Genomic DNA, 16,925 nt, shown 5'->3' with positions numbered 1-16,925 from the left:
GCGTGGTGGCGGCCGGTCAGCCGTCGTGGCCGTGCAGCGTGACGACAACCGCCTCGCCGGCGCCGAGCGTGACCTGGAAGTGCCCCGCCTCGGCGGTGCCCACGGTCGGCTGGAATCCGGGCCAGCTGCCGTCCGCGGACACCACGCGCCCGTCGATGCGTACGCCGGGTGCGTCGAGGGTGCGGCCGGCGCCGCTCGGGTCGTCCGGCGTCATCCGGTCGATCTCGTACGTGGCGCCGGGCGCCGCCACGTCGAGTGAAACCGGCTGGTCACCCTTGTTGATGAGGAACGCCCGTCGCTCCGACGCGCCGCCGTCGACGCGCCAGGCCTTCACCTGCCCGCCCTGCGGTGCGTTGACCGCCACGGGCATCGGCCGGAGCCCGGTCGTGCCCTGCGCGAGCCGAGCGAACAGCAGCAGTGCGTAGTACTCGGGCGCCGGGGTCGGCGCGCCCATTGCCGCCGACGGGTCGAAGTTGATCGCGTTGTAGTAGCCGTTGCCCTCCTCCGGGTGGAAGAAGGCCCGCACCTCGGCGTTGTGGAAGTTCACCCCGATGGCGCCGGTGCCGCACTCCGCGTTGACCGACGGGGCGTGCGGCGGCTGCGGGCACGCCGCGTTGAACATCGTGTCGAGCGCCCAGACGGCGCTGGCGGCGACGTCACTGACACCGTGCGCGCCCCGCCCCGCGGCGGTGTTCAGCTCCTCGACCCGGTAGCCCAGGCCGCGGCGGGCCGCCTCGTTGGCGTGCGTGTACACCTGGTAGTTGAAGTTGGCCGACCGCTCGTCGGAGAGCAGCGCCGGGATCGTCGGGCAGCGGTACGGGTCCGTGGCGCACGTGCGGGCCAGTGGGTAGAAGTGATCAGCGGCCCAGGCCCCGAACGCGCCGGCGTTCGCCTTCGTCGCCGGGGCGGTGGCGTCCAGGATGGCCGGCCAGTCCCAGAAGAAGCGCGTTTCCACGCTGCGGTTGGCGATGCTGGTCCAGGGCGCGATGGGTTCGCTCGTGTTCGGGGTGACGATCGGGTACGGCCGGGTGGCGTTCGCGCCGGAGAAGGCGGCGAAGTCGCCCAGGTACTGCTGCAGGTCATAGCGGTAGGAGAGGTCCGGCTCGTTGCCGAGCGAGACGGCGGCCACGTCCTCGTCAGCCCCCGCGAACGCCGGTCCGACCCCCTGTGTGACGAAGGCCCGGGCGTGCTCCGGGACCCGCCACGGCCGCTGGGCGGTGGGCGGCGACATGGCGGTGCCGAGGATGACACCCCAGTTCGGCGTGCCGTCGCCCGCGATGTGGTCGGCGTTCGCGGCGTCGAGGGTCGCGCGGATGTCGGCGAGGTCCTCCGGGGTTATCACCTCATTGGTGTTGACCGCGGTCGCGTCGAAGGGCATGACGTCCTGCGACGACCCACCGATCCGCAGCACGCCGGTCCCCAGGTTGCCCAGCAGGTTGGCGAAGGCCGGCCGGGCGGTCGGTCCCATGTACCGCTCGATCAGGGACCACTCGACACTGAAGCCGACGAAGTGTGCGGGGACGGACCCGCCGCCGACCATGGGCCGTGGGTCGAGCCGTACCGACGCGTGGACCGGGCCCGTCGCCGTACCGGGGGACTCGGCGAAGCTCACGCCGGGACAGGCGAGCACCACCAGCGCCACAGCGGCGGCGACGCCGCGGGCGGGACGATTCCTCATGCGCGTACGCCTTTCGTGGTCGGATCAGGACATGTTCCGTGGTCGGGATCAGGACATGGCGAGTGCGGCGAACCGCCAGTACTGGCCGGCGTTGTCCGCGGCGAGGGTCAGGTCGACCGTGCGGCCGTTCGGCCCCCCGTCGATCGGGAACGTGAGCCAGCGGAACTCGCCGGTCGGCGACGGGCTGTCCAGGTGGGCGAGCGTGCGGCCCTCGCTGGACACCGTCATCGGGTCGGCGGCGAAGCTGGCGTCGCCGACGAGGAGGTGGACGTCGTGGCTGCCGGCCGGTACGTCGAGTCGCAGGGTGGCGGCCGCGCGGTCGGTCACGATGTCCCGGCGCAGGCTGTCCGGTCCGCCGCGGTCGCGGGACTGCGGCGGGGTGCCGATCCAGCCGTAGCCCCTGGCCGGATCCCAGCCGTCGGAGGGCGACAACCGGCGGTACGTCGGCAACAGCGGGCTGTTCGCGGTGCCGGCATCGAGCGCGAGCCGCACCTGGTCACCCCGCGGCGCGGTCACCGCTCGTGCCTCCGGCCGGCCGTACACCGGCGAGTCGGTCGCCGTCACCGCCGTGGCGAGGGTCGCCACCTGCGGCGCCTGCGCGGGGGTCACGGAGACCGGGATGGTGACCTTCGCGAACGCCGGCACCGCTTGCGAGGTCGCCCCCGACACCCAGCCCGCGGGGACGGCCAGGCGGGCGTCGACGGAGACCGGATGGTCGGTGCCGTTGGCGACGGTGATCCCGACCTGCCCCGCCTCGCCCGTGAACAACGGCTGGTCGGGGAGCATCAGGCCCTGCACCGAGACGTGCCCGGAGGTCAGGACGGTGAGGTCGTCGACGTATGTCGGGACAACCGGTGGTGCGGCGCCGCCCCCGACGGCCTGCACCGCCACCTTCGGCGACCCGCCGAGGCTCGCGGTGCCCAGCGGGTACCAGTCCCGGCCGTCGCTCGAATACTCCGCGGCGACGTCCGCGCCCCGGCGCACCAGCCGTAGGTGCGCGGACTGTCCGCCGTACGGGATCGACAGTCGGCTGCCGATCTTTCCGCCCGACTCGGCCAGGAACTCCAGTGCGCGTCGCCCGTCGACCCAGCCGAGGTCGGCCTTCACATAGTTGTCGTCGTCGACGTACGCGTAGAGCCCGACCTGCTGGAAGTCCGCGGACAGTTGCGGCGCGTCGAGCGTGGCGGTGGCGCTGAAATCGGCCTGCGGCGTGTCGGTGCGCACGAACAGGTTCCGGCCGTCGCCGCCGGCACCCGTCTCGCCACCGGCGAGGGTCGACAGCCGGAGCGAGCCGGGCCGGTCCTGGAGACTCCAGCCGGAGCCGTCCGGCCGGATGATCTGCCAGCCGGAGTCCAGCGTGCCGGAGTCGAAGTCGTCACCTGCCGGGCTGGTGACGGTGTCGCTGCTGCGCACGGTGAACGGCGCCGGCAGGGCTTCGGTGTCGGCGTCGACGACGGCCCGCACGAACCCGACCGAGGAGAGGTGGTCGGCGGTGAGTGTCCCGGTCAGCGTGACGTCGACCGTGGTTTCGCCGCCGGCGGGCACCGTGAAGGGCACCGGCTGCGCGGCGAAGCCCGGCGGGGGTTCGACCACGACCGTGCCGTGGCCGCCGTGGCCGAGCGCGTCCACGATCGTCACCCGCTGGTGCAGCGTTCCCGGCTGGTCCAGAGGCGCTGCGAGGACGCTGGCCCGGGCGATCCGCACCGGCGAGAACATCACCCGCCAGCCGAGTTTGTGGGACCGGTGGTAGGTGTCGAGCCCCTTGGTGTGGAAGGGCGGCACCGGTTCCGGGTTCTGTCCGGATCCCCACGTCGGAGTGCACCAGAACTCGGTCGAGGTCCAGTACATCTTGCCGATGAGGTGCGGCCGGTTGTTCAACAGCCGGTTGTGCTCGTCGATCAGGGAGGCCTGGTAGAACTCGGTCCCGCGACCCACCCCGTCCCGCTGGTGGACCGCTTCCGCCCCGTACTCGCTCAGCAGGATCGGCTGCCCGGTCATCTTCTGCAACGCGTCCAGGTGCGAGGTCAGGCTCTCCAGCGTGGAGTACCAGCCGGCGTAGTAGTTGGTCGCGAAGAAGTCCTGGTAGGGGTAGGCCCGGTCGCGGGTGTGCCGGTGGGAGACCTGGGTGTAGAGCCGGGTCGGATCGATGCTGCGCCCGTAGCCGATGACGTCGCGGACGTAGTCGACGGCCCCGTCGGTCTCGGTGGCGTTCTCGTTGCCGACGGACCAGGCGAACAGGCTCGGGTGGCTACGGTCCCGGGCGACCATCCGGGCCAGCGTCCGCTTGCCGAACTCCTGCACCTCCGACCTGCCGAGGAAGGTGCCCGGCTGTGAGCTGATGTTGTTGATCTCCTCGATGACCAGCAGGCCGTACTTGTCGGCGGCATGCAGCTCGGCCGGGGTGGTGGGGTAGTGGGCGGGCCGGAAGATCCGGAAGCCCTTGTCGTGCAGTGTCTTGATCTCGCGGTCGGCCAGCCCGTCCGGTTGGGTGCGACCCAGTCCGGGGTAGTCGGCGTGCCGGTTGAAGCCGGGCAGGTCCTGGATCGGCTTGCCGTTGAGCAGCAGGTCGAGGCCGTGGACGGCGACGGTGCGGAAGCCGGTCTGCTCGACGAGTTCCTGCCAGGCGGCGTCGCCCAGCGGACGAAGGCGCACTTTGTAGAGGTTGGGGTGGTCGAGGTCCCAGAGGGCGGGTCGGGGGACGTCGAGCTCGATCGGGGTGGCGGCTCCGCCGCCGGCGGGCACGGTGGTGTGCACCTGCTGCGGGCCGAGCACGCGTGAGCCGTCCGGCCCTTCGACGGTCAGCAGCGCGGTCACCTGCCGGGGGGACGTGGTGGCGTTGACGCCGGTCGGGCGCAGGGTCAGCTGCCCGTCCGCCGTTCCCTCGGCCCGGGTCTCGGTCAGCGCCACAGCGGGCGTGCGCTCCAGGCGTACCTGCTGGAGCAGGCCACCCCAGTTCCAGTACAGGCCCTGGACCGGACGGGCGTACTCGCCCATGGTCGAGACCCGGTTGTCGATCACGACCGCGATCGTGTTCGTACCCGGCCGTACCGCCCCGGTCAGGTCGAGCCGGGTGGGCAGGTACCCGCCGGTGCTGCTGCCCACGTCCACGCCGTTGACGAAGTACCTGCAGGTCCAGAAGCACGATTCGAAGGCCAGGGCGGTGCGTTCACCCGGATCGGGCGCGTCGAGGTCGACGGTCCGGCGGTAGACGCCGACCACGCCGTTGTCGTCGTTCCACTTCGCCCGCACGGCCCCGAACGAGTCGGGTACGACGATGGTCGGCCAGGCGCCGGTGTCGTACTCCGGCCGCACCGCCGGCGGTACCGTCCCCGCCAGGGCGCCCTCGGGCAGTTCCGCGGCGGTCGCGAACTGCCACCCGCCGTCGAGGTGCTGGACTCCGGGGCCGGCCGGTGGCGCCTCGGTCACGACCCGCCTGGTCGCCGTGAGCGTGCCCGACGGGGTGTCCGCTTCGGCCTTCAGCGTGTGTGAGCCGGTCGGAAACCAGGCCGCGTCGGTGGCGGTCGCCCAGACCGGGGTGGTCCTGGTCTGCCGCGCATACACGTCGGTCAGCTCGGACAGCTGGACGTCGTCCAGGTAGAACCGTACGGCCGTGGTATCCGGCGGAGCGTCGACCTCGAGATCCACGGTGCCGCCGAGCAGGCTGCCGCTCGGCGACGTGAAACGGATCCCCGTTTCGGCCGCGCCGGCGCCGTGGGCGGGCGCGACCAGCACCATCGCCAGCGCGACGGCGAGGGCGGACAGGCAGGCGGTGATCGGTCCGGGAAGGCGGATCCTCATGACTACGTCCTCGCGTTGGTGCCGGGATGGACGGGTTCCGGTTCGTCAGGCGCCTGCGTGCGTCCGGAGCAGCGCAGCTTCCTGAAACCGTTTGCGGTTCCCCTGATGCCAGCAAACGGCTGGTACATCAGTCAATGCATTCGGTGGGATGAAACAAGTTTCAGTCTTCGAACGCATTGACCGCTGGCCCAGGTGTTTGGTGTCGTGAACGTCGGACCGCAAACGGTTTCAAGGCTTTCCGTACGCGACGAGGGCTCGGAGGAAACGCCATGCCGCCGATCACGCATCCCGCCATCAGCCGACGAGGGCTCTTCGGCTTGGGGGCGGCCACCACCGTCGCCACAACCCTGGCCGGCGCCGCTCGCCCGGCCCGGGCGGCAGCGGTGGACGCCGTCTCGCAGCCGAGGGACGCCTCCGCTGACCTCCTCGAACAATGGCGGGAGGCCCCCGGCTGTCATCCACTCGTGCCGGACGTGTCGGCCGCCGGCTACCGGCTCGGCGAGCGGCCGCCGACGCCCTCGGTGGTCACGAAGGTCACCGACTTCGGCGCCCGTCCCGACGGGACAGACTGCACGGCAGCGTTCAATGCGGCCGTACGACAGGCGGGCGAGCACGGTGGGGGCGTCGTGCTGGTCCCGCCGGGGACCTACACGCTGTCCGGGCCGGTCTGGATGCACTGGTCCGGAGTGGTGCTCCGCGGGGTCGGTCGGGACTCCACCGTGCTGCATTTCGCGCGCACCCTTGACGACGGCTACCGGCCGAACCGCCAGTCCAACGGCAACAGCCGCTGGTCCTGGACCGGCGGGCAGATCTGGTTCGTCTCGCCCGAGCGCCGCGCCCGGTCGGAGGCGGAGGACTACGCCGGGACCGAGGGGTGGCTGCTCGGTGACGTGCTCGCCGAGGTCGGTGCCGCATCCCGCGGACAGCGGACCCTTGTCGTGTCCGGCACGAGCCGGCTGACTCCCGGTGACATGGTCGTCCTGGAGTGCCAGAACCCGCCGGACGCCGGCCTGCTGAAGCACCTCGCCGGCGACGTTCCCGGGACCCGGGACTACGACTGGCCACGCGGGGCGCCCCAACTGGTGACGGGATCCGGCGGGCAGTACGTGCAGTACGCGACGCTGCAATGGCCCGTGCGGGTCGAAGCGGTGCTCGGCGAGCGCCTCGTCCGGCTGGCACAGCCACTCAAGTACGACCTTCGGCCCGGCTGGCCGGCGCGGCTGCGCGCGATCGGCCCCACCGTGCGGGACGCCGGCGTCGAGCACCTCACGGTCAGGAACGAGCTCGTCCCCCAGACCGCCCACAACCGGCACCCGGGCTCGAACGGGGTGTGCTTCCAAGCGGTCCACGACTGCTGGGCGCGGGACGTACGCGTCGAAAACTGCGACCTCGGGTTCGGGCTCACGTCAGCCAAGTCGATCAGCATCACGGACGTGACCGTCGGCGGGCGGGCCGCCCACCACAGCTTCGCCTGCCGCATGCAGTCCAACGACAACCTCGTGGAAGACTTCGAGATCGAGCGGTTCAGCGTCCCCGTTCCCTCCGGCGCCATCCATCACGGTCTCAACCTCGAGGGGCTCTCGGCCGGGAACGTCTACCGCCGGGGGCGCATGGCGGAGGGGACGTTCGACACCCACCGCGCCCTGCCCTTCGAGAACGCGCGGACGGACATCACGCTCGAGAACAACGGGCGGGTGGGTGGTTCCGCCGCGTCGGGCCCCCTCTTCGGCGCGCGGATGGCGCATTGGAACGTCAGGATCACGAACGGCCGACCGTACGCGGTCACGATCGCCGATGTGGCGCCGCGCAGCGTGACCGTCGGCGTGCAGGGCGTCGAGGACACCAGCAGTGGCCTGTCCCGCGATTTCTCCGGCGACCTCGAATCGCTGCTCGCCGATCACGGGTCGGCGCCGTCCGTCGCCGACCTGTACGCCGCGCAGCGTGGACAGGTGCCCCTGTCCGGCTGAAACTTGTTTCATCGGTGTGAATCCTTGCCCAGTCGTACCGCTGGTGCTGGACTTGCCATCACGCAGCAAACGATTGCACCGCCACCAGTTCGGACGATCTCGGGCCGATGTTGCGCGGCCGTACGCCCGGTCCCGCCCGCTCAGGGGTGAGAGGCCCGGCGAGAGGTCACAGCTGCAAGGGAGAACCAGTGCGCATGAGTGCTCAAACCGCAAGCCCACCTGTCGAGCCGGATCGCGGAGCCCGAACCGCGACGTCTGCCGCCGTTCGCCGACGTCGCCTCCTGCGACGGTCGCTGGTCGCCGGCGTGCTGGCGGCCGGGCTGGTGGCGGCCGGGAGCGGCATGCGAGCCGCCGCCGACGACGCCCTTCCCCCGACTGCAAGCCTCACCCTCACCGCCACCGTGAACGGGCAGAACGCGCGGCTCGGCGACGAGTTCCAGGGCTTCTCGGTGGAGTCGGCGGACTTCGCGCACGGCTTCCTGACGAGGGAGCGGATGGCCGAGCGGCTGCGGACCCTCGGGCCCCATGGCGTGATCCGACTCGGTGGCTACTCGATGGACCTGGTGTGGCCGGCCTTCGGTGCGTGGAGTGACGCGCCGGCTCCGCCGCAGGCGATCGGCGGCACCGTCGACCAGTCAGACCTGAACGGCCTCAAGCAGTTGCTGGACGACACGGGCTGGAAGGTGACCCTCGGCGCGCCGCTGAAGACGGTCATCGACCCCTCCAAGATCAAGAATCCGGCGCGGGACCCGTCCCCCGACGTGAGTCTCGACCAGGTGGTCGCCGAGGTGGCGGCCGCCTACGAGACCCTGGGCGGGGACCTGCTGGGCGTGGAGTTGGGCAACGAGTACGACAACGTCACCACGCTGACCGATGCCGAGATGTGGGAGACGGCCAAGCAGTATCAAGCCGCCATCGACCGGGCACTGCCGCAGGCGCGCCTGAAGGTGATCGCTCCATCGGCCAACACGGCGAAGACCAACACCAGGCTGGACGGGTTCGTGACCGCGGCGCTGGCCGACGAGGCCACCAACCCGCAGCAGGTGCTCTCGGAACTCGCCTCCCACTGGTATCCGTGGAGCCACTGCGGCTCGTCCCGGGTGACCATCGATCAGCTGATGTCCCCCCTCACGTACACGAACACCCGGAGCAAGCTTGCGGGCATCATGGCGGTCGGCGACCGGCTGCCCGGCACGATCCCGATGACGCTGAACGAGTCGAACTCCGCCTCGTGCAGCGGGATGCCGGAAGTGAGCAACTCCTACGCCACCTCCCTGTGGTCGCTGGACTACCTGCTCCAGGCGGCCCAGAGCGGTGTCGACAGGCTGCAGTTCCACACCAACACCGCAGCGATCTGCGGCGACTTCCAGCCCCGCGACTCCGCCGACTACCCGATCTCCTACCGCTACTACGGCGCCTTCTGCGCGGCGGACCAGTCGGCGCTCGACGCGAACGAGCTGTCGGCGACTCCGCTGTACTACGGCATCTGGGCGTTCCGGCAGGTGCCGCAGGGGCGGTTCGTCGACCTGGACCTCGCCGACGCCGACCTGGACAAGCTCCGGGCGTACGCCGTCATGGGTCTGAACGGCACGCTGACGGTGGTGCTCATCAACGTCCAGGACCCGGCCAGGGCGGAGAGCGCCTACGACGCGGTGACCCTCCAGCTGCCATCGTCGTACCGCACGGGACAGCAGGTGACGCTGCGGAGTTCGGCGCCGGAGGGATTCGCCTCGCTGGACGCCGGTCGCATCACCCTCGGCGACCGCACCGTGACGCCGGCGGGAACTGCCGCCGGTACGGCACAGTCCACCGCCGTCCCGGTCGAGCACACCTCGTCGACGGTGACCGTCGCGCCGGGCACCGCCCAGATCATCACCTTCTCGCACTAGTCGGGGTCCGATGACGGTGGCGCAGCGGCGTCACCGTCATCCCTCGGCCCGACCCCGCCGGTCACTGCTGACTGGATGTCTGCCAGCTGGCCGACCCGGATCACGGGCCGGGTCTATCCATGATCTTCGTATGTGCGGCCGTGCGGCGGCTACCTGGAGATCCCTTGCGCCATGCATCGTATACAACATACGCTCCCCGAATCGCCCACTTGAGGAGCTCCCAATGACGAACCTCTTCTTCAGCGAAACGAGCCCGGGGAGGCTCGCTCCACTCCGGGCCGCGGTGGCGGCGGTCGTTGTTGCCTGCACCGTCGTGGCCTGCTCACCGGTGTCGGACAACGGGGGCGGCGGCCAGTCCGACGGGAACCAGTCCGCAAGCCAGGATTCCTTCGGCACGCCGGCCGACCCCGCTGCGGTGAAGCAAGGCGGCAAGCTGGTCATCGCCCTCTCCGCGGAGCCCGACGCCCTGGACCCGAGCCTGTCGCGGAGCCTCTACTCGCGCTACGTCTTCCAGGCGATGTGCCAGAAGCTCTACGACGTGAACGAGCAGGCGCAGGTCGTGCCGCAGCTCGCGACCGCCCTCCCCGCCATCAGCAGCGACGGTAGGACGGTCACCATCCCGCTGCGTCAGGGCGCACGCTTCGCGGACGGAACCCAGTTCGACTCCGCCGCGGTGAAGGCCACCCTGCAACGACACCTGACCCTCCCCAGGTCGGCGCGCAAGAGCGAACTCGGTCCCATCGAGAGCGTCGACACGCCTGATCCCCAGACGGTCGTCGTTCACCTGAAGCAGCCGTTCGCACCCCTGGTCGGAGCGTTGGCGGACCGCGCCGGAATGATCATGAGCCCGAAGGCGCTGGGCAGCCTGGGAGAGAACTTCGCCTCGGCGCCGGTCTGCGTCGGACCCTTCAAGTTCGCCAAGCGGGTGCCGCAGAACTCCATCGACGTCGTAAAGGACCCCAACTTCTACGACGCTGGCAAGGTCCACCTCGACGCCATCTCGTGGCACATTCTCAGCGACGCGAGCATCCGCGCTGCCAAGCTGCGCTCCGGCGACGCCCAGGTCGCCGACAGCATCTCCACCCAGGATGTCGGCTCGTTGCGAGCGGACGCCGCTGTCTCCGTCCTGCAGTCGCAGTCTCTCGGGTACCAGGGCCTCACCTTCAACATCGGCAACGTCGACGGCGTCGGGACACCGCCCAAGCCCATCGACCGCCCCATCGCGAAGAACGCCAAGGTCCGACAGGCCTTCGAGTACGCGATCGATCGGAAGGCCCTGGTCCAAGCGGTCTTCAACGGGCTCTTCGGTGTCGCCTGCTCGCCGATCTCTCCCGCCAGCCCGTTCTCGTCCCCGGAGGCGCAGACGTGCCCGGCGCACGATCCCGCCAAGGCCAAGCAGCTGCTCGCCGAAGCGGGTGTTCCGACGCCGTACCCGGTGACAATGCTCGCGTCGAACACGCCCGACACATTGCGTCTCGCGCAGGCGCTGCAGGCCATGGTCAAGGAGGGCGGATTCGACCTGAAGATCAATCCGGTGGAGTACTCCTCCCTGCTCGACGAGCAGGACCGCGGCAACTTCGAGTTGCTGCAGCTGGGCTGGAGCGGGCGGATCGACCCGGATGCCAACATCACGAACTTCGTCGGTACCGGCGGCAGCCAGAACGTCTCGGGCTACAGCAATGCCCAGCTCGATGCCGTGCTGACCGAGGCTCGTCAGTCGAACGACGTCGAGGCGCGCAAGAAGCTGTACGGGCAGGCGGTGACGATCCTTCAGCAGGATGACGCGCTGATCTACCTCTACCGGCAGCGGAACCTGACCGCCGTCTCCAAGAAGGTGCAGGGCCTGCAGGTCTTCCCGGACGGCGTGATCCGAGCGGCCTTCGCCGGGTTCACCAAGTAGGTCCTCGTGATCCGCTACCTACTCAGGCGCGCCTGGCAGTCAGCGCTGACCCTGTTGTTGTCGACCGTCGTGGTGTTCCTCGGTGTGCGGGCCCTGCCTGGGGACCCGGCGCTCGCACTGGCAGGAGAGGACCGGTCGCCCGAGGCGCTGGAGGCCATCCGTCACCACTACGGGCTGGACCAGCCGCTGCCACTCCAGTTCGCGCAGTACGTGGAACGCGCTGTGCAAGGGGACTTCGGGGTCTCGATCCGAACCGGGACGCCGGTTTCGTCGATGCTCACGACCGCCCTGCCCGTGACGGCCGAGCTCTCCGTCCTGGCGATCCTCATCGCCGCGGTGCTGGGCGTCGGCGCCGGTGTGCTCGCGGCGGTACGCCGCGGGCACCCGGCGGAGTGGTTGGCCAACGGACTGGCACTGGTGGGTCTGTCGGTGCCGCACTTCTGGCTCGGACTGCTCGCGATCCTCTACCTCTCCGTGGCGACGGGGCTGTTTCCGGCCTCCGGTTTCGTGCCGCTCCTGCAGGATCCGGTGGACAACCTGCACCACATCGTCCTGCCGGCCGTGATTCTCGGCACGGGGCTCGCCGCCATCATCATGCGACAGACGCGATCCGCGATGTTGGACTCGCTCTCCTCGGACTACGTGCGTACGGCGAAGGCGAAGGGGCTTCGGCCGCGAGCGGTCATCACCCGGCATGCTCTCCGGAACAGCCTCATCGTGGTGGTGACGATCGTGGGCCTCCAACTCGGAGGCCTGATATCCGGCGCGGTCGTCACCGAGCAGATCTTCGGACTCCCGGGCTTCGGCAAGATGACCATCGATGCGGTGTTCCAGCGGGACTACCCGGTGATCCAGGCTGTCGTCCTGCTCACCGCGATGGCCTACATCGTGATCAATTTCTTCGTTGACCTGCTCTACTCGGTCATCGACCCACGAATTCGTGTGACGGGGGATCCGGCATGACCGTCCTCACCGTTCCGATGGCGGAAGCCGGGCCCGCCAGCCTCACTCGGCGCACCCGGGTCCTCAGACGGTTGAGAAGGAACCCTCTCGCCGTGGTGAGCTTCGTCGTGCTGGCGCTCGCGGCCGTCGTCGCCCTGCTGTCGCCCTGGATCGCCCCCTATTCCGTCGAGCAGACCGACTTTGGGCACACGTTCTCGCCTCCGGGCACTCCCGGACACGTCCTGGGAACCGACGACCTGGGCCGTGACGTCCTGTCCCGCATCATGCTGGGGGCACGAGCGTCCCTCGAGGTGGGACTCCTGGCGGTGGCCACCTCTCTGATCATCGGCGTGCCGCTCGGGCTCGCGGCGGGCTATTTCCGGGCATGGGACGCGGTGATCTCACGGTTCACCGACCTCCTGCTCGCGTTCCCGTTCCTGATCATGGCAGTGGGGTTGGCCGCCATCCGGGGCGCCAGCCTCGGCAACGCCGCCGTGGCCATCGGGATCGCGCAGATCCCGGGGGTGATCCGCGTGGTGCGCTCGGACACGCTGCGGCTCAAGTCGCTGGACTTCGTCGCCGCGGCCGTCGTGGACGGTGCGAGCGACCTGTGGGTGCTCGCCCGGCACATCCTGCCCAATGCCACGTCGGTGATCCTGGTGCAGGCCACGGTCGCGATCCCGGCGGCGATCCTGGGAGAGGCGGTGCTGTCGTTCCTCGGCCTCGGCATTCAGCCCCCGGCCCCCAGCCTGGGAACCATGCTGGCCACTGCTCAGCAGTTCGCCGCCCGCGCCCCGTGGGCAGCGATCTTCCCTGGTGTGGTGATCATGATCCTGGCGCTGGCGTTCAACGTCTTCGGTGACGCCCTTCGTGACGCCCTCGACCCGAAGGGAGACCGGTGATGACCACGGTGGAAAGCCCGGGCGCCGCCTCCTCCGTGCTCGGCGCACCCGTGCTGGAGATACGCGATCTTTCGGTCTCGTTCACGACCGAGGGCGGGACGGTCTCGGCGGTCGACCGGGTAAGTCTGGATCTCGCCCCCGGGGAGATCGTCGGCATGGTGGGCGAGTCAGGCTGCGGCAAGAGCGTCACCGCGATGAGCATCGCGGGCCTGCTGCCGAGCAGCGCCCGGATCTCCGGTTCGGTGCGGCTGAGGGGAACCGAGCTGGTCGGTACCCGGGAGTCGGTGCTGCGCCGAGTGCGCGGTAAGGAGATCGCCTACATCTTCCAGGAACCGATGACGTCCTTGAACCCGGTGCTCACCGTCGGGCGCCAGATCGGTGAGGTGCTGCAGGTTCACGAGCGGATGTCCAGGCCGGCCGCCCGGGCGCGGGCCGTGGAGTTGCTGTCGCTCGTCGGGATCCCGTCCGCCTCGAAACGTGTCGACAACTACCCGCATCAGCTCTCCGGAGGCATGCGCCAGCGGGTGATGATCGCGATGGCGGTGGCCTGCGGCCCGAAGGTGCTGGTGGCCGACGAACCCACCACCGCCTTGGACGTCACGGTCCAGGCCGGCATCCTCCAGGTGCTCCGCGACCTGCGCGACAGGCTGGGCACGACCATCCTCATCATCACGCACGACCTCGGCGTGATCGCCGACGTCGCGGACCGCGTCGTCGTCATGTACGCCGGGCGGGTGGTGGAACGGGCGCAGGTCACCGACCTGTTCGCACATCCGTTGCACCGGTACACGGCCGGGCTGCTGTCGGCCTCACCGACCCCGGGAAAGCATGCCGGCACCGCGCGGCTGCAGGAGATCCCCGGCCTCGTGCCCGTCCTGTCAAGCCAGCCCGACGCGTGCACGTTCGCGGACCGGTGCCCGGCCGCCGACTCGCAGTGCCGTGAGTCCGCCCCGCCCCTCGAGGTGGTCGGGACCGGAGGCGCGCTCGCGGCGAAGGACCACCTCGCGGCATGTTGGCACCCCTGCCCGGCACCTCGGACGCAGCCTCAGGAGACGGACCTATGACGCCGCAGCCGAACGCCCTCGAACTCGAGGACCTGGTGATGCACTTCGGGCCGGTGCGAGCTGTGGACGGTGTGTCTCTCGCCATTCCGAAGGGCCGGGTCACGGCGCTGGTGGGCGAGAGCGGCTCCGGGAAGTCGACGGTGGGCCGGTGCGTGGTGAGGCTCGTGGAGCCCACCGCCGGCGTGGTCAGGATAGGCGGGACCGATGTCACGCACCTGTCCCGGCGACAGCTACGCCGGCACCGAAGTGAGGTGTCCATCGTCTTCCAGGACCCCGCCGGCTCGCTGGACCCGCGCATGCTGGTGGGCGACGTGGTGGCTGAGCCGTTGCGTCTGTCGGGTGAGCGGATCTCGCGACGCGACCGGGAGGCGCGCGTCGCCACGGAACTCGGGAGGGTGGGCCTGCGGGCCGAAGTGGCGCGCCGCTATCCCCATGAGCTCTCCGGAGGGCAACGCCAACGGGTCAGCATCGCCCGGGCGCTGATCTCCGAGCCAACGCTGCTCATCGCGGACGAACCCACGAGCGCGCTCGACGTGTCGGTGCAGGCGTCGGTGCTCAACCTCCTGGCCGACCTGCAGCGGGACATCGGGTTCGCCTGCCTCTTCATCACCCACGACCTGTCCGCGGTGGAGTACCTGGCGGACGAGATCGCCGTCATGTACCTCGGGCAACTCGTCGAGACGGGCTCGCGTGAGCAGATCTTCACGCGACCCGCCCATCCCTACACACAGGCGCTGCTGGCGGCCGCACCGGTGGCCGACCCGGTCCGCCAACGGCAGCGTCAGCCGGTCCTGCTCGGCGACGACCTGCCGTCCGCCCTGGACCCTCCCTCCGGCTGCCGCTTCCGCACCCGGTGCCCGCTCGCGTTCGACAGGTGCGCGACGGAGGTGCCGGCGCAGGTTGAGGTCGGTGGTGGGAAGGCCGCGTGCCACCTGGTTCAGCCGGACGGCACCCGGCCTGACGTCCGGACCGCTGACAACAGTGAGGTGCTTTCATGACGTTCACGACCAGGCCCACCCTGCAGGGAACCTTCGGGATGGTGTCCTCGACGCACTGGCTCGCGAGCCAGGCCGCCATGGGGGTCCTCGAGCGCGGTGGGAACGCCTTCGACGCGGCCGTCACCGCCGGGTTCGTCCTGCACGTCGTGGAACCACACCTCAACGGGCCAGCCGGTGAGGTGCCCGCCATCGTCGCGACGGCCCAGGACCCGGCCCCGAAGGTGCTGTGTGGGCAGGGGCCCGCGCCCGCCGGTGCCACCATCGAGCACTTCCGGTCCCTCGGGATGGACCTGATCCCGGGATCCGGCCCGCTCGCGGCGGCCGTGCCCGGTGCCGTGGACGCCTGGCTCCTCCTGCTGCGGGACCACGGCACGCTCTTCCTGGAGGAGGTGCTGGAGCCGGCGATCGGATACGCCGGCGCCGGCCATCCGCTGATCGGCAGGGTCGGCGACACCGTGGCAGCCGTGCAATCGCTGTTCGAGGAGCACTGGCAGACCTCTGCGGAGCTCTGGCTGCGCAACGGCAAGCCGCCGGCGGCGGGCGAGATGTTCGCCAACCCGGCCTACGCGCGGACTCTTCAAAGACTGGTCAAGGCCGGACAGGCAGGCGGCTCCGACCGCGAGGCGCAGATCGACGCCGCACGTCGTGCCTGGGGTGAAGGTTTCGTCGCCGAGGCGATCGACCGGTTCTCTCGGGAATCGTTCCAGGACTCCAGCGGGCGTCCCCACGCCGGCCTCGTCACCGGCGCGGACCTGGCTGCCTACTCTGCGACCTGGGAGGAGCCGGTAACCCTCGACTGGAACGGCTACTCGGTGGCGAAGACCGGTTTCTGGGGCCAGGGCCCGGTGCTGCTGGAGACGCTGTCGGTCCTCGACGCGCTCGACGACCCCCACGCGTACGACCCGTCAACCGCTCGCGGGATCCACGCCCAGGCCGAAGCGCTCAAGCTCGCTTTCGCCGACCGCGAGGCCTGGTACGGCGATGGCATCGACGTGCCCGTGAAGGCGCTCCTCTCCAGGGAGTACGCGCGGGAGCGGGCAGGTCTGATCGGAGGACGGGCGTCGGCGGAGCTACGACCGGGGCGTCCCGATGGAGCGGAACCCCGCCTCCCTGCCCATGCCCAACGGAGTGCCGGACGTCGGGCCGACGTGGTGGATCCCACGACGGGCGAGCCGACGGTGAAGCCGGACGGCGTGACCCGCGGCGACACCTGTCACGTCGACGTGGTCGACCGCTGGGGCAACATGATCTCCGCCACCCCGAGCGGCGGCTGGCTGCAGAGCTCTCCCACCATTCCGGACCTCGGCTTCCCCCTCGGCAGCCGACTCCAGATGTTCTGGCTCGAGGAAGGTCTCGCCTCATCGCTTGCCCCAGGGCGCCGACCCCGTACCACCCTGAGCCCGACGATGGTGCACCGCGACGGCGCGCCCGTACTGGCGTGCGGCACCCCCGGCGGCGACCAGCAGGATCAATGGCAACTGCTGTTCCTGCTTCGTCATCTCGCGGGAGGTCGGGCCCTGCAGGAGGCCATCGACGCGCCCATGTGGCACACCACCAGCCTGCCGGCGTCGTTCTACCCGCGCGACTTCGAGCCCGCCGTCCTCGTGATGGAGGACCGCCTGGACGAGGATGTCCTGGCGGCACTGCGCGCGTACGGGCATGAGGTACGGCTCTCCGGCTCGTGGAGCCTCGGCCGGCTCTGCGCCGTGACCCGCGACCCGGCTACGGGTGTGCTCGGGGCCGGGGCGAACCCGCGGGGCATGCAGGGCTATGCCTGCGGCCGTTGA

General features: G+C 70.3%; 10 protein-coding genes. 8 read left to right on the top strand and 2 right to left on the bottom strand.

The window, feature by feature from the left end; all coding sequences use genetic code 11:
• Positions 1-16: 16 nt before the first annotated feature.
• Together DKT69_RS24405 and DKT69_RS24400 are read right to left on the bottom strand one after the other, a co-directional pair.
• A complete protein-coding gene (locus DKT69_RS24405; protein WP_146231199.1) occupies positions 17-1,678 on the bottom strand; it encodes a hypothetical protein in 1,662 nt (553 codons plus the stop codon).
• 48 nt (positions 1,679-1,726) lie between these two features.
• A complete protein-coding gene (locus tag DKT69_RS24400; RefSeq protein WP_109803832.1) occupies positions 1,727-5,476 on the bottom strand; it encodes a glycoside hydrolase family 2 TIM barrel-domain containing protein in 3,750 nt (1,249 codons plus the stop codon).
• A 269-nt stretch (positions 5,477-5,745) separates the two neighbouring features.
• Here DKT69_RS24400 and DKT69_RS24395 point away from each other — a divergent pair, with 269 nt between their 5' ends.
• From DKT69_RS24395 to DKT69_RS24360, 8 genes are all read left to right on the top strand, one after another.
• Positions 5,746-7,443 carry a glycosyl hydrolase family 28-related protein gene (locus DKT69_RS24395; protein ID WP_109803831.1) on the top strand — a complete coding sequence of 566 codons (1,698 nt, stop codon included), beginning with the start codon at positions 5,746-5,748 and terminating at the stop codon, positions 7,441-7,443.
• 341 nt (positions 7,444-7,784) lie between these two features.
• A complete protein-coding gene (locus DKT69_RS24390; RefSeq protein ID WP_146231198.1) occupies positions 7,785-9,332 on the top strand; it encodes a hypothetical protein in 1,548 nt (515 codons plus the stop codon).
• Positions 9,333-9,555: 223 nt separating this feature from the next.
• Entirely contained in the window at positions 9,556-11,232 is a 1,677-nt protein-coding gene (locus DKT69_RS24385; RefSeq protein WP_109803829.1) for an ABC transporter substrate-binding protein, read from the top strand.
• 6 nt (positions 11,233-11,238) lie between these two features.
• Positions 11,239-12,195, top strand: a complete 957-nt coding sequence (locus tag DKT69_RS24380; RefSeq protein WP_109803828.1) for an ABC transporter permease — start codon at positions 11,239-11,241, stop codon at positions 12,193-12,195.
• A complete protein-coding gene (locus tag DKT69_RS24375; protein ID WP_109803827.1) occupies positions 12,192-13,076 on the top strand; it encodes an ABC transporter permease in 885 nt (294 codons plus the stop codon). The genes DKT69_RS24380 and DKT69_RS24375 overlap by 4 nt, the downstream gene beginning before the upstream one ends.
• Complete coding sequence (locus tag DKT69_RS24370; protein ID WP_109803826.1) at positions 13,076-14,140, top strand: ABC transporter ATP-binding protein; 1,065 nt, start codon at positions 13,076-13,078, stop codon at positions 14,138-14,140. Before DKT69_RS24375 ends, DKT69_RS24370 begins: the two co-directional genes overlap by 1 nt.
• Positions 14,137-15,138 carry an ABC transporter ATP-binding protein gene (locus DKT69_RS24365; RefSeq protein ID WP_109803825.1) on the top strand — a complete coding sequence of 334 codons (1,002 nt, stop codon included), beginning with the start codon at positions 14,137-14,139 and terminating at the stop codon, positions 15,136-15,138. The genes DKT69_RS24370 and DKT69_RS24365 overlap by 4 nt, the downstream gene beginning before the upstream one ends.
• A complete protein-coding gene (locus DKT69_RS24360; protein ID WP_109803824.1) occupies positions 15,135-16,925 on the top strand; it encodes a gamma-glutamyltransferase family protein in 1,791 nt (596 codons plus the stop codon). Before DKT69_RS24365 ends, DKT69_RS24360 begins: the two co-directional genes overlap by 4 nt.

It is taken from the genome of Micromonospora sicca, from assembly GCF_003172935.1.
Classification (GTDB): Bacteria; Actinomycetota; Actinomycetes; order Mycobacteriales; family Micromonosporaceae; genus Micromonospora; species Micromonospora sicca.
This window is presented reverse-complemented; position numbering and strand designations above follow the sequence as displayed.